Genomic DNA, 13,987 nt, shown 5'->3' with positions numbered 1-13,987 from the left:
AGTGATTGCAGCAATAGTTTTCATACCGTTATTAACGGCTTTTTATGTGGGAATGATGTCAAGGACGATATCTAATAAGTCTGCACAGCTGATAACTTGTGGCGGCTTGCTGACATCGGCTTTTTTATCGACGATATTGTTCTATGACGTTGCTATAATGGGGCAGGCACAGGTTAGCGACATTACAAGATGGATTGATTCGGGGACATTCAGTGTTTCGTGGTCGCTTAGGGTTGATAGCCTGACTGCCGTAATGCTCGTTTTGGTAACGTGGGTTTCATCTATTGTTCATATTTATTCCGTAGGGTATATGAGTCATGATGCTCACCTTCCAAGATTCATGGCTTACCTGTCTTTATTTACTTTTTTCATGTTAATGCTGGTAACAAGTGATAACTTCCTGCAATTATTCTTCGGCTGGGAAGGTGTGGGGCTGAGTTCATACCTTCTGATAGGATTCTGGTATAAAAAACAGTCCGCAAAAGATGCCGCAATGAAAGCATTTATTGTGAACAGGGTAGGGGATTTTGGGCTGATATTGGGAATATTTGCAATTTACATGATATTCGGAAGCCTGAATTTTAGCGAAGTATTTGCAAAAACGGACGGTTATTCCGATAGCGTGATAAATATCTTCGGTGAGCAATATAATGCAATTACAGTTATATGCTTATTGCTGTTCATCGGTGCTATGGGCAAGTCAGCCCAACTAGGTTTGCATACATGGTTGCCCGATGCAATGGAAGGACCGACTCCGGTATCGGCTTTAATCCACGCCGCCACAATGGTTACCGCCGGAGTGTTCTTAGTTGCCAGATGTTCTCCATTGTTTGAATATTCAGATTTTGCAAGAGATGTAGTTACAATAGTAGGTGCTGCCACTGCCATATTTGCCGCCACAATTGCCATTACGCAAAATGATATAAAGCGTGTTATCGCTTATTCAACATGCTCACAGCTTGGATATATGTTTTTTGCATGTGGTGTTTCCGCTTATTCGGCAGGAGTTTTCCACTTGTTAACGCATGGATTCTTTAAGGCATTGTTATTCTTGGGTGCAGGTAGTGTTATACATGCATTGTCAAATGAACAGGACTTGAGAAAAATGGGCGGCATATGGAAAAAAATACCTAAAACATATACTTTGATGTGGATAGGTTCGTTAGCACTTGCAGGTGTTTTCCCATTTGCAGGGTTTTATTCAAAAGATATGATTTTAGAATCGGCTTATGCGTCAGGAGGAATGGGCGGTTATGCCTATTGGGTCGGTATTGCGGCAGCGTTTTTAACCGCATTTTATTCATGGCGGCTGATTATAATGGCATTCCACGGCAAGCCAAGAGCTTCTAAGGAAGTTATGAGCCATGTGCATGAATCACCGAGTGTTATGTTAATACCTCTGTACGTGTTGGCAATAGGGGCTATGTTCTCCGGAGCCTTGGGGTATTATATATTAGGAATTGTTGACCATGACCTTGCTTTTTGGAACGGTGCAATAACTGTTTTTGAACATAATAACCCTCTGGAAGATGCACATCATGTACCTTTGTATATAAAACTTATGCCTGCTATTGCAGGACTGCTTGGAATAGGGCTGGCTTATTTTATTTATATGTTTAATCCTGTTATTGCAGCATCTTTATCTGAAGCTTTAAGTCCCGTATATAAGTTTTTGTTAAATAAGTGGTATATTGACGAGCTGTACAACTTTCTGTTTGTAACTCCTGCGAAAAAGATAGGCTCTTCATTATGGAAGGTCGGTGATACTATTATTGTTGACGGAGGAGGGCCAAACGGTGCTGCGTGGATAGTCAGGAAATTGTCGGGTACTGTCGGGAAGATACAATCAGGTCTTGTTTATCACTACGCGTTAATAATGATACTTGGTTTGTTCGGACTGATAAGTTGGTTTGTTGTTAAGAATATATTTGGTGTTTAGGTAAAAAAGTATAAATATGAGTGAATTTCCAATCCTTTCGATATTGATTTTCTTGCCGTTAATAGGTGCATTATTCATTGCCTTTTTTGTTAGGGGTGATGATAAAAATGCTATCAATAATGCCAAGAATACCGCCTTGTGGGTTACTATAGGTACATTCGTGTTCTCATTGTCATTGTGGCTAGGGTTTGACAGCACTACTCATGAGTTTCAATTCGTTCACAAAATAGCGTGGATACAGGGTTATAATATTTATTATTATCTGGGAATTGACGGAATATCCCTGTTTTTTGTATTACTTACGACCTTCTTAATGCCGATATGCATATTAGCAGGGTGGAACACCATCACTAAACGTGTGCGTGAGTATATGATAGCATTCCTATTGCTGGAAACCATGATAATCGGGGTGTTCTGTGCATTGGATTTAATACTGTTCTATATATTCTTTGAGGCGGTTCTTATACCTATGTTCCTGATAATAGGAGTTTGGGGAGGCGAACAAAGAATATACGCTTCATTTAAATTCTTCCTTTATACATTGACAGGCTCGGTTCTTCTGCTGATTGCAATATTGTATATGTATAATATTACCGGAACATCGGAAATACCTGTTTTAATGGAGCAAATTCCGCATCTGCCGTTATATATTCAAAAATGGTTGTGGTTGGCTTTATTTGCGTCTTTTGCGGTAAAAGTGCCTATGTGGCCTGTGCATACATGGCTGCCTGATGCACACGTTCAGGCTCCGACGGCAGGCTCTGTAATTCTTGCAGGTATATTGCTTAAGTTGGGCGGTTACGGGTTCTTGCGTCTTTCATTGCCGTTATTGCCTGATGCGAGTGTTTATTACGCAGACTTTGTATTTTTCCTAAGTGTTGTTGCGATAATTTATACTTCGCTGGTGGCTTTGGTGCAAACAGACATGAAAAAGCTGATAGCATATTCATCGGTTGCACATATGGGATTTGTGACATTAGGTACGTTTGCCCTAAACAGGCAGGGTATTGAAGGGAGTTTGGTCGTTATGATAAGTCACGGGCTTGTTTCGGCCGCGTTATTCCTGTGTGTAGGAAGTTTATATGACCGTGTCCATACCAAGGAAATCAAAAAATATGGCGGTGTTGTTGAAAGAATGCCACGATTTGCCATGCTGTTCATGCTGTTCACAATGGCATCTATCGGACTGCCCGGAACAAGCGGATTCGTAGGTGAATTGTTGTCCCTTGTCGGTGTTTTTCAGGTAAATAAAATTGTAACGGCTCTGGCTGCAACAGGGGTTATATTGGGAGCGGCATATATGCTATGGCTATATGCAAGGGTGGTTTTTGGCGAAATAACAAATAAAGATGTCGATAAAATGAAAGATATAGGTGTTCGTGAGGGCATAATGTATGTTTCCATCGCAGTTTTAGTAATAATATTAGGTGTATATCCTGCCGTAATAACGGATCTTATGAGTGAATCGGTCATTCATCTGGTGAAGCAGATAAACCTTGGAACGTTAAACTAAGAGAAAATTATGTTATCATTAACTAATTATAATATAATCAATATATTACCTGAGATTCTTATATTACTTTCATCTTTGGGATTGTTGCTTATAGGGGTATTTAACGGTAATTCGTTTGCGTTAAAACAAATCGGTCTATCCAAATTTATACTGGCATTTGTGGCTATAGCGATTGTTATGGTTCCAAATGAAAATAATGTAAACTTTAATAACATGTTTGTTACGAACGGATATACAAACTTGTGTAAATATCTTGTTTTAATCGGTGGTTTAATGACCTTGTTTCTTGCAAGCGGTTTTTACAAAGATGACAAAAATAAAATATGTGAGTTCCCCGTACTGATATTACTATCAATTGCGGGTATGTTCCTGATGATATCCGCAAACGGTTTGCTCTCATTCTATATGGGGCTTGAGCTTCAAAGCCTTGCGTTATACATACTTGCTGCAATAAACCGTAATGATGAAAAGTCTTCTGAGGCAGGGTTGAAATACTTTATTCTTGGCGCGGTGTCTTCCGGTATTATACTTTACGGTTGTTCATTGATATACGGCTTCTCAGGTACTGAAAATTTTGATAATTTAAGAGAATTATATTCAGAACAAAAGGAAGTGTCGATTGGCGTTTTAGTGGGAATGATATTCGTGATTACCGGAATCTGCTTTAAAATTTCCGCTGTTCCTTTTCACATGTGGACACCTGATGTTTATGAAGGCTCGCCAATGCCTGTTACGGCATTCTTTGCCGTAGCACCTAAAATTGCCGCCGTTTCCGTTTTCACAAGGCTGTTGCTAGACCCTTTTGCCGATGCCGTAAGCCAGTGGCAACAAATCATAATATTTATATCGGCAGCCTCCATGATAGTAGGTGCGTTAGGAGCAATAGGTCAGCAAAATATAAAAAGGCTAATCGCATACAGCTCAATAGGTCATATCGGATATATACTGGTCGGTCTTGCAGCTGCAAGCAGAGAAGGCGTTATGTCCATATTGTTCTATTTAATTATATATATGACTTTGAGTGTGGGCATATTTGCCTGTATTATGATGATAAAAAGAAAAGAGGGGCAATCAGAAGACATATACTCACTATCCGGTCTTGCCAAAAGCAAGCCTTATCTGGCTTTATTTATTGCGATATTAATTCTGTCAATGGCTGGGATTCCTCCGTTTGCCGGGTTCTTCGGCAAGTTTTTCATCTTTAAAGCGGCTATTGAATCGGAGCTATATGTACTTGCCGTAATAGGAGTGTTGTCAAGTGTGATAGCTGCTTTTTATTACTTGCGAATAATAAAAATAATGTATCTTGATGAATCGGTTGTTCCGCTTGAAAATAATGATACCGGTCATATAAAGCATATAGCATTCGTATCTGCTATGTTTAACGCATTAATGTTTTTGGGCTTTTCATTCCTGTTAAACTATACTTTAAATGCTGCGGCATGGTTGTTTTAGAATTTGAGTCAATCGACAGCACCAACGAAGAAGCAAAGCGTTGCATCAATGCAGGTGAAATCTTTGATAACACTGTAATAAAAGCAGATGTCCAATTATCAGGAAAAGGCAGAAGCGGAAATAAATGGATATCCGATAGCGGCAACCTTTTTTGTTCGATTGTTAAAAAAGTAGATGTTTCGCTATCTGAAGCCGCTAAATATTCATTTTTAACAGCAATATCCGTGGGCGAAACAATTAAAGAGTTCGTTAATGACGAGGCTGAAGTGAAATATAAATGGCCCAATGACGTTTTATTAAATAAAAAAAAGGTATCGGGAATTTTACTTGAGTCATTAAAAGATATTAATGGTTCTGTCCGAGTGATAATCGGTACGGGAGTTAATCTTAATAGTGTGCCGCAAGATGCTGATATTAAAGCTGTTAGTATTTTTGCCGAATGTGGCGTAAGGGTGTCGGTCACTGAATTTTTTGATAAATTTCTCATAAACTTCAACAATCAAGAAAATGTCTGGAAAAATCAGGGTTTTTCGTGTATAAGGTCAGCTTGGTTAAATGATGCGTATAATTTAGGTAAAGAGATTACGGTTAATTTGCCTGATAAAACTTTTAAAGGAATATTTGAAGGAATCAGCCAAAACGGTGAATTGGAAGTAATTGTCGATGATAAAAAACTTTTAATAACCAGCGGTGAGGTTTTCTTTTAATAATTTGATAAGACAATGTTGTTAGCAATAGATGCAGGAAATACAAATACTGTTCTGGCGGTTTTCCGTGATGGGGCGTTAATGTGCCAATGGCGAATATCCGCCAATAATAAGCGGACAGGTGATGAATATTTTCTATTTCTGGACAGGTTTCTGGACTCTAACGGGTTTTCTAAAAATGATATAAATGATGTTATTATATCAAGTGTTGTTCCTCAAAATATTTTCTCATTAAAGACCTTATCAAGGAAGCATTTAAATACCGAACCTTTGATTATAGGGGAGGATGAAGTATTCCTCGGCATAGATATAAAACTGGATAAGCCGAGCGAAGTCGGTGCTGACAGGTTGGTTAACAGTATTGCGGCTTATGAGAAATTCGGCGGTAATCTGGTAATAATAGATTTCGGCACGGCGACTACTTTTGATGTTGTCGGTTCTGGTGGGGAATATTTGGGAGGTGCTATATCACCCGGTATAAATCTTTCCATTGAGGCATTGCATAATGCCGCCGCAAAACTACCTTCAATAGATATTTCCAGACCGAAAAAAGTTATAGGGGATTCTACCGAATCGGCAATGCAGTCAGGGATATATTGGGGATATGTCGGGTTGATTGAAGGAATTGTCACCCGTATTGAAAAAGAATACGCAAAACCGATGAAAGTTATCTGTACAGGAGGTCTTGCTCCTTTGTTTTATGACGTAATCGACAAAATAGAATTTTTAGAACCCGACCTTACAATTGAAGGTTTAAATTTAATTTATAAAAAAAATAGTGTGAATAATGACTCTAAACTTAAAAAAGCATAAAAACGATTTGTTGTTTTTGCCTCTGGGCGGCTCAGGCGAAATAGGCATGAACATGAACCTTTACTATCTTGACGGAAAGTGGCTGATAGCCGATTTTGGTGCGGGATTCGCAGAGGAATATTTACCCGGTGTGGATATGATAGTTCCTGACATAAGTTTTATACAAAAATATAAAGATGATATTGTCGGAATCGTGCTAACACACGCACATGAAGACCACTTAGGGGCTATACCTTATTTGTGGAACGAGCTTGAAGTTCCGGTTTATGCAACTCCTTTTACTGCGGCATTTTTAAAAGCAAAGCTAAGCGATAACAGGGGAGCAAAAGGCGTAGAGATTCACGAGGTAGAGCAGGGAAGCAGCTTCAAGCTGGGGCCTTTTGACCTTGAGCTTGTGCAGATTACGCACTCGGTTCCTGAAATGAATGCTATATTTATAAGGACTAAACATGGAAATATATTCCATTCGGGTGATTGGAAGCTTGACCCTAACCCTATGCTTGGCGATAAGTCTGACATAGAAAAGCTAAAAAAAATAGGTAAGGAAGGTGTCCTTGCTATGATTAGCGACTCTACAAATGTCTTTAGTCCCGGCACTTCAGGTTCGGAAGGTGACTTGAGGGAAAGTCTGACGAATCTGGTGGGTGAGTGTAAAAAAATGGTTATGGTAACTACCTTTGCATCGAACGTGGCAAGGATAGAAAGCATTGCAGTGGCGGCTAAAAAGAACGGGCGTAAAGTTATTTTGGCAGGGCGTTCGCTTTGGAGAATCGTTCAGGCGGCTAAAGATTCGGGCTATTTGCATGATGCGCCTGAATTTTTGGATACAGACCAGATTAGCAAGCACCCAAGAGAGAAATTGTTGGTAATATCTACAGGTTGTCAGGGCGAACCTATGGCAGCTACAAACAAGATTACAAGCGGAACTCATAGGGATATTGCTTTAAGACCGGGTGATTCGGTTATTTTTTCATCAAAAATAATACCCGGAAATGACAAGCGTATATTCAGGTTGTTTAATAGTCTTACTAAATTAGGCGTAGATGTTCTAACTGAAAAAGACCATTTCGTACATGTATCGGGACACCCTAATGTTGATGATATGAAGCGTATGTATGATATGATAAAACCGCAAATTTCCATTCCGGTACATGGTGAGGGTGTGCATATAAAAGAACATGCAAGGCTAGCTAAATCATGGGGAATAAAGCAAACCATAGAAGTTGAAAATGGCGATGTGGTGAAATTGGGCCCTGACAGTGCCGAAAAAGTAACAATGGTTAATGCCGGAGAGTTGGGCATAGACGGCAATTTCCTGCTTGCCCCTGATTGCAATATCATGAAGATGCGTCGTAAAATGCAAAGGGACGGCATAATAATAGTAACGCTTATACTTAATCAAAATAATTCTTTTGTAATAAATCCTATAATCTCGGCTCCCGGTGCGTTGGACGCAAAAGAAGATGAGGATATTTTTGAAGATATAATGTATGAAATTGATGATGTCTTAAAACAAAACGGTCAAGGAACTAAAAAACAACAATCTGACGACAGAATCAGGAATGTTACCAGATCGGCAGTGCGTAGAGTTATGAAAAGAGAAGTCGGAAAAACTCCTCCGATTGAAGTTAATATCGAGAGAATATAATGATCAGTTGTACTCGTAAGCTGCATTTTGATTCAGCTCACAGAATCGTTAATCATGAAAGTAAGTGTAAATATGTACATGGTCACAGATATGTTGTGGACGCTACATTTGCAGCAAAAGAACTAGATGATTTAGGAAGAATAGTCGATTTTGGCGTTATAAAAGAAAAGCTCGGAAAATGGGTGGACGATAACTGGGATCATAATATTATTTTATGGGAAAAAGATAAGTCATTGGGTGATGTTATAGAAAAACAAACCGATCAAAAAGTTTTTTACCTTCCTACTAATCCTACGGCTGAAAATATTGCGGATTATCTTTTAAATACGGTGTGTAAAGAGTTGTTCTTTGATTCTGAGGTTGAGTGTGTTAAGATTAAGGTCTTTGAAACACCGAATTGCTACGCTGAGGCTGTCTAAAAAATTATGAATAGTGGTACTGTAAAAGATAAATATGTAGTTATAGTCGAAGATGCTATGGACGATCTGAAGGTTGTCCGAGAGGCTTTAGCAAACAAACAGTATAATATAAAGTCATTTGATGACGGTGCAAAGGCTTGGAGTTTCTTGCAAGACGGTTATAAGGAAGTATGTGTTATAATCCTTGCCAAGACCCTGCCGAATATAGCCGGTATGGAGCTGTTACATAAAATACGCGGACATGCATATCTAAATAAAATACCGGTTATCATTCAAACTGTCGATAGGGGGGAAGGGAAGCATAAGAATGCTATCGAACTTGGAGCACAGTTCTATATTGAAAAGCCGGTCAATGAAAGGCACTTACTTACATTAGTTAAGGCATCCGTCCGTAGTTTTAATAATATTGTCGATGATTTTAATAGTAACGCTGCGAGTGCTAAAGATACTGACAATGTTAATTAGCTAATATAGGCTTTGATGGAAAAATGTTTTCAGCTATTTATATTAGTCTAACGATATTATAACTGTTGCTTGTGCTATAGGGTAGTCATCACATAAAGATACATGAGGGGTCGGTAGCTTGTTGTCCGTTGTCATATCCTGAAGCATATCAAGTGCTTTGCCGGTTAAAATTAGATGAGGCTTGCCGAATTCATCATTTACTATACCTATTTGAGCAAGACGCAGACCGTTTCGGAAACCTGTGCCGATAGCTTTGGCAAATGCTTCTTTTGCAGCAAATCGTTTGGCAAAATATGATGATTTTCCAATATTGTTATTAGCACCGAATTTTTTTGAATACTCAATTTCATCTTTAGTGAACGCCCTGTTTATAAAACGTTCACCAAATCGGTTAATAAGCTCTTCAATACGGTTAATATGAATTATATCACTACCTAAGCCTAATATCATGTTGCGCTGCTTGTTAAAAGGTTATTTTCTTGCGTCATTCATAAGATAAAGCATTTGTTTTACGCTTTTTTCTAGTCCGCAAAAAATTGATTCGCCTATTATAAAATGCCCGATATTTAGTTCAACAATATTATTTATTTTTGCAATAGGTTGTACGTTATTATAATTTAAACCGTGACCTGCATGACACTCTATGCCGGCCTCTTTAGCTATTTTAGCGCCATGCTGAATTCTTCTTAATTCTTTTTCAACATTGTTTTGGTCGGCATTGCAATATGAGCCGGTATGTAATTCAACGATATCGGCTCCAACCTCTTTTGAGGCTAATATCTGCCTCTCATCGGCATCAATAAACAGCGATACTCTTATGCCGCTATCTTTGAGCGGAGCAACGAATTTTTTTAACTCATTTAATGCAGATGCAACATCAAGACCGCCTTCGGTGGTTATCTCTTCCCTTTTTTCGGGAACTATGCAACATGCGTTGGGACGCACCTCAAGTGCTATTGTACGCATTTCTTCAGTTGCAGCTATCTCAAGATTAAGCGGTAGTGATGTGTTTTCTTTAATCTTAAAAACATCATCATCTTTTATATGCCTCCTGTCTTCACGCAAGTGAACAGTTATACCGTTTGCCCCTGCCTGCTCTATTATTTTTAAAGAAGATACGGGAGCAGGGTGAATTCCCCCACGGGCATTTCTTATAGTGGCTATATGATCGATGTTAACACCAAGGCGAATTTGTTCCATTTTATAATTATTTTTTTATTGTACCTATTGACATACTAATTTTAGCCAGAGTTTACAGGGTTGTACAGAATAAAAAAAGTTTTTGTTATAGATATTACATAACCGTTAAAAATAAGGTTATATTGTAAATATAGGATGAGAAAAGTGTCACTGACACGGGAACGCAGTTCTAAACGCCGCATAAAGTGCTACTGCTGCCGTAGTTTGAGACGCGATTTTCTGGTTTTTATTAACCCACGACTGTAAAATTAAATTATTTTGCGTTTTAGGTAGGGAGTTGGGTATGCAAAACGGGGGGCTGCCTGTAACGTTCTCTATAATTACCATGCTGTCAAAAAATGACGACATGTATCCCTTGCATATAAGGGCGAGTTCTTTGTCAAACTCGTTCCCTGTGGAGCCTTTGTTGACTTCTTCGCAGTATTGAACAAGCTCAGTTGCGGTCATTTCGGATTTGTACGCATAAGAGTTGCCGTATGATAATAAAAAAAACACTAAAGCAGATATAACTTTTTTCACAATCACTCCGATTATTTTTTTGTGTGAACCGCACGGCATATTACTACCTCAACTTGTTAGGGTCAAGTTGCGAGAATAAACTTATTTATAAAACACTGTAATTTTTTCAATTTATGGGATGTTAAAATGAAAAAACAAAACCGAATAAACAAAAAGAAATCATCACTAAAACAAATGGCGTTAAAGTTTGTTAGAAATAAACGGCAGGTTAAGTCGGGGAATAATTTTCCTTATTCTTCAACTTATTATAACAGCTATTTAAACACGCCCGGAAAAGCCGTGTGGAGCGGAAGGGAATATGTGAAATTCGCAGATGAAGGATATATTAAGAATGTTATAGCACACAGATGCATTTCAATGATAGCAAGCGGTGCAGCAGGCGTTCCGTGGAAATTGAGCAGGCTTACAGGCTCGGTCAGGCAGGAAGTGTCGGAGCATGGGGTGCTGAAATTATTAAAAAGACCGAATCCATGCTTTGGAGGGGCGGAGTTTTTTGAAAAAATCTATAGCCATATGTTAATAGGCGGTAACGCTTATATTCATACGGTAAAGGATAGCGGCAACTCGGTAAGGGAACTTTTTGCCCTCAGACCCGATAGGGTAAGTGTTATCGCAAATCATGACTGTATGCCTCAAGGTTATAGATATGAAGTGGGAAATAAGGTTAAAGACTTCATGGTTGACAGGCTTACGGGGCAATCTGATATTCTGCACCTTAAAAAATTCCACCCGCTCAATGACTGGTACGGGCTTTCTTCTATAGAAGCTGCCGCATATTCAATAGACCAGCATAATGAAGCATCTGCTTGGAATCAGGCGTTACTACAAAACGGAGCAAGACCAAGCGGGGCTTTAATTGTTAAAACAGGAGATAACGGGGAAGGCGGCTACTTAAGCGAAGAGCAATATATAAGAATTAAGAGCCAAATGGACGAAACGCATAGCGGCTCGGTAAATGCGGGAAGACCTTTATTATTGGAAGGCGGGCTTGAATGGAAAGAAATGAGCATTTCACCTAAGGATATGGATTTTATCAATACCAAACATAGTGCGGCAAGGGATATTGCCCTTGCATTTGGTGTTCCGCCGCAATTGCTCGGCATTCCCGGAGATGCAACATATAACAACATGGCAGAGGCGAGGCTTTCCCTTTGGGAACAAACAATATTGCCCATGGTGGATAATATTACCGATAGCCTTAATAGCCGCTTACTTCCAATCTTCGGTAATGACCTGAAATTGTCGGTGGATCTTGATAGGATTAGTGCGTTAGCTCCAAGAAGGGAAGCTGCATGGAACCGAGTGAAAGACGCAGACTTTTTAAGTAATGAAGAAAAAAAGAAAATGGTGGGGTTGAAATGACTAAAAAACAAACAAAACATATAAATTGTAAACTTGATATTAAGGCTGTTGAAGAAGATGGGGCTTTTTCAGGCTATGCATCGGTCTTTAATGTGGTTGATAGTCAGAATGATATCATAGCAAACGGTGCTTTTAAACGATGTCTTGAGCAGAAAAAAGATAGCATAAAACTTTTATGGCAGCATAAACTTGATGAACCTATAGGTGTTTTTGAAAATCTATATGAAGATTCTCACGGACTATTTGTAAAGGGGCGGCTGTTGCTTGATATTAAGCGGGCTAAGGAGGCCTATTCTTTGTTAAAGTCGGGTGCTATCAATGGAATGAGCATAGGATATTCTGTAGTTTCTGCCAGTTATTATGAAGATAACGGGGTGCGTATCATCGAAGATGTGGACTTATTTGAAATAAGCCTTGTCACTTTTCCGGCTAATGAAAACGCTACTATCACCTCTGTAAAATCCGCAACTGCTTCTACATTAAGAGAGTATGAGAAGTTCCTGAGGCAAAGCGGATATTCACGCTCGGAGGCTAAGGAACTTGCGTTATATGGGTTTAGGGCTGAGGAAATTAAATCACTTGAGGCTTCTATTGATAGGGCTATCGAGGCGTTGTTTTAATAATCAATTCTCCCGTGGGATGCGGGCTTATTTCAATAATTATTTAAAAAAATCAAAAGGAGAGTTATATGTCTATAACCGAAGTAAAAGCTCGTGTTGACCAATTGGGTTCTGCATGGGAACAATTTAAAAAAGTTAATGACCGTCGTTTGAAAGAAATTGAAAATAAAGGTTCAAGCGACCCGTTGACAGAACAGCATCTTTCCCGCATAAGCGGTAAGTTAGATGAATATAAGGAAAGGGTGTCCAGAATGGAAGCCGCTTTTAACAGACCTGCTTACGGTAGTGTTGAGGGTGCGAGATTTACGGACGAGATATCCCTTGCCCATAAAAACGCTTTTTGTAACTATCTTAGAAAAGGTGTTGAGGGTGACTTGTGCAATCTGGAGACAAAAGCACTTTCGGTTGCGTCTGATCCTGATGGCGGTTATCTGGTTTCACCGCAAATTTCAGATATGATAATAAAAACCGTATTTGAAACTTCGCCAATGAGAAAAATAGCCGGTGTTGAAGTTATCTCAAGCGATTCACTGGAAATTTTAGAAGACAAGTCGGAGGCTGTTGCCGGTTGGACTACCGAATCAGGGGCGGTATCTGATACCGATACTCCGACATTGGCTAAAAAATCAATTCCCGTCCATGAGCTTTACGCACAGCCAAAAGCAACCCAGAAACTAATCGACGATTCGGCTATAAATATCGAAGCATGGCTTGCCGAAAAGATATCTGCGATATTTGCCAAAAAGGAAAATACGGCTTTTATAAGCGGTGACGGCGTGGGCAAACCAAGAGGTATCCTTACTTATAGCAACGGCACACAATGGGGAGAAATTGAACAGGTAGCTTCAGGCTCAAGTGGTGCTGTAACTGCTGATAAAATCATCGAGCTATATTACTCTTTAAAAGAGGATTATGCCGTTAACGCATCATTTTTGATGAACAGGGCTACGGTTGAAGATGTCCGCCAGTTAAAAGATACTACTAATCAGTATTTGTGGAACCCGGGATTGGCAGTCGGCGCACCTGATACACTAATGGGCGTTCCTGTGCATCAGGCTGCGGATATGCCTGTGCCTGCCGCAGACAGCCTATCAATTGCCGTGGGGGATTTTAAAGCTGCCTATCAGATAGTTGACCGTAGCGGAGTACGTGTCTTGCGTGACCCGTTCACCGATAAACCGTTTGTAAAGTTTTACTCTACAAAACGTGTGGGCGGTGATGTAGTCAATTTCGAGGCTATCAAGTTGATGAAGTTGGGTTCTTAGTTTTTTGGCGAATTTATTAAACAAGCCCTTACTCTTACCATCACCCCAACCCTCTCCCATAG

General features: G+C 39.5%; 14 protein-coding genes. 11 read left to right on the top strand and 3 right to left on the bottom strand.

Annotated elements, in window-relative coordinates:
- Position 1 precedes the first annotated feature (1 nt).
- From nuoL to O2942_00950, 8 genes are read left to right on the top strand one after another with little or no spacing between them, the layout of a single operon-like run.
- Complete coding sequence (nuoL, locus tag O2942_00985) at positions 2–1,939, top strand: NADH-quinone oxidoreductase subunit L (protein ID MDA0780823.1); 1,938 nt, start codon at positions 2–4, stop codon at positions 1,937–1,939.
- 16 nt (positions 1,940–1,955) lie between these two features.
- Entirely contained in the window at positions 1,956–3,452 is a 1,497-nt protein-coding gene (locus tag O2942_00980; protein MDA0780822.1) for an NADH-quinone oxidoreductase subunit M, read from the top strand.
- Positions 3,453–3,461: 9 nt separating this feature from the next.
- A complete protein-coding gene (nuoN, locus tag O2942_00975; protein MDA0780821.1) occupies positions 3,462–4,907 on the top strand; it encodes an NADH-quinone oxidoreductase subunit NuoN in 1,446 nt (481 codons plus the stop codon).
- Positions 4,895–5,614 (top strand): biotin--[acetyl-CoA-carboxylase] ligase, encoded by a 720-nt coding sequence (locus tag O2942_00970; protein MDA0780820.1) that lies wholly within the window; start codon positions 4,895–4,897, stop codon positions 5,612–5,614. The genes nuoN and O2942_00970 overlap by 13 nt, the downstream gene beginning before the upstream one ends.
- 15 nt (positions 5,615–5,629) lie before the next feature.
- The gene (locus O2942_00965) at positions 5,630–6,427 is read left to right on the top strand and encodes a type III pantothenate kinase (protein ID MDA0780819.1); all 798 of its coding nucleotides are present in this window, start codon (positions 5,630–5,632) and stop codon (positions 6,425–6,427) included.
- Positions 6,399–8,075: a ribonuclease J gene (locus tag O2942_00960; GenBank protein MDA0780818.1), complete on the top strand. Its 1,677-nt coding sequence runs from the start codon at positions 6,399–6,401 to the stop codon at positions 8,073–8,075. Before O2942_00965 ends, O2942_00960 begins: the two co-directional genes overlap by 29 nt.
- Entirely contained in the window at positions 8,075–8,494 is a 420-nt protein-coding gene (locus tag O2942_00955; protein ID MDA0780817.1) for a 6-carboxytetrahydropterin synthase, read from the top strand. Before O2942_00960 ends, O2942_00955 begins: the two co-directional genes overlap by 1 nt.
- A 6-nt stretch (positions 8,495–8,500) precedes the next feature.
- Positions 8,501–8,959 carry a response regulator gene (locus tag O2942_00950; GenBank protein ID MDA0780816.1) on the top strand — a complete coding sequence of 153 codons (459 nt, stop codon included), beginning with the start codon at positions 8,501–8,503 and terminating at the stop codon, positions 8,957–8,959.
- 42 nt (positions 8,960–9,001) lie between these two features.
- On the opposite strand, the gene acpS is transcribed toward O2942_00950, so the two are convergent.
- The 3 genes from acpS to O2942_00935 form a co-directional block, all read right to left on the bottom strand.
- Positions 9,002–9,409, bottom strand: a complete 408-nt coding sequence (gene acpS / locus O2942_00945) for a holo-ACP synthase (protein ID MDA0780815.1) — start codon at positions 9,407–9,409, stop codon at positions 9,002–9,004.
- 21 nt (positions 9,410–9,430) lie between these two features.
- Positions 9,431–10,159 carry a pyridoxine 5'-phosphate synthase gene (locus tag O2942_00940; protein MDA0780814.1) on the bottom strand — a complete coding sequence of 243 codons (729 nt, stop codon included), beginning with the start codon at positions 10,157–10,159 and terminating at the stop codon, positions 9,431–9,433.
- Positions 10,160–10,306: 147 nt separating this feature from the next.
- Positions 10,307–10,678 (bottom strand): Rap1a/Tai family immunity protein, encoded by a 372-nt coding sequence (locus O2942_00935; protein MDA0780813.1) that lies wholly within the window; start codon positions 10,676–10,678, stop codon positions 10,307–10,309.
- 126 nt (positions 10,679–10,804) lie between these two features.
- Here O2942_00935 and O2942_00930 point away from each other — a divergent pair, with 126 nt between their 5' ends.
- The 3 genes from O2942_00930 to O2942_00920 all read left to right on the top strand — a co-directional run bounded on the left by O2942_00930 (position 10,805) and on the right by O2942_00920 (position 13,925).
- Positions 10,805–12,040, top strand: a complete 1,236-nt coding sequence (locus O2942_00930) for a phage portal protein (protein MDA0780812.1) — start codon at positions 10,805–10,807, stop codon at positions 12,038–12,040.
- Entirely contained in the window at positions 12,037–12,660 is a 624-nt protein-coding gene (locus tag O2942_00925; GenBank protein ID MDA0780811.1) for an HK97 family phage prohead protease, read from the top strand. Before O2942_00930 ends, O2942_00925 begins: the two co-directional genes overlap by 4 nt.
- Before the next feature lie 68 nt (positions 12,661–12,728).
- Complete coding sequence (locus O2942_00920; GenBank protein MDA0780810.1) at positions 12,729–13,925, top strand: phage major capsid protein; 1,197 nt, start codon at positions 12,729–12,731, stop codon at positions 13,923–13,925.
- Positions 13,926–13,987: the final 62 nt, after the last annotated feature.

The sequence above is a fragment of the Pseudomonadota bacterium genome (assembly GCA_027620075.1).
Taxonomy (GTDB): Bacteria; Pseudomonadota; Alphaproteobacteria; order Rickettsiales; family UBA6187; genus 1-14-0-20-39-49.
The sequence above is the reverse complement of the archived record's forward strand: the minus strand, read 5'-3'. Positions and strand labels throughout refer to the sequence as shown.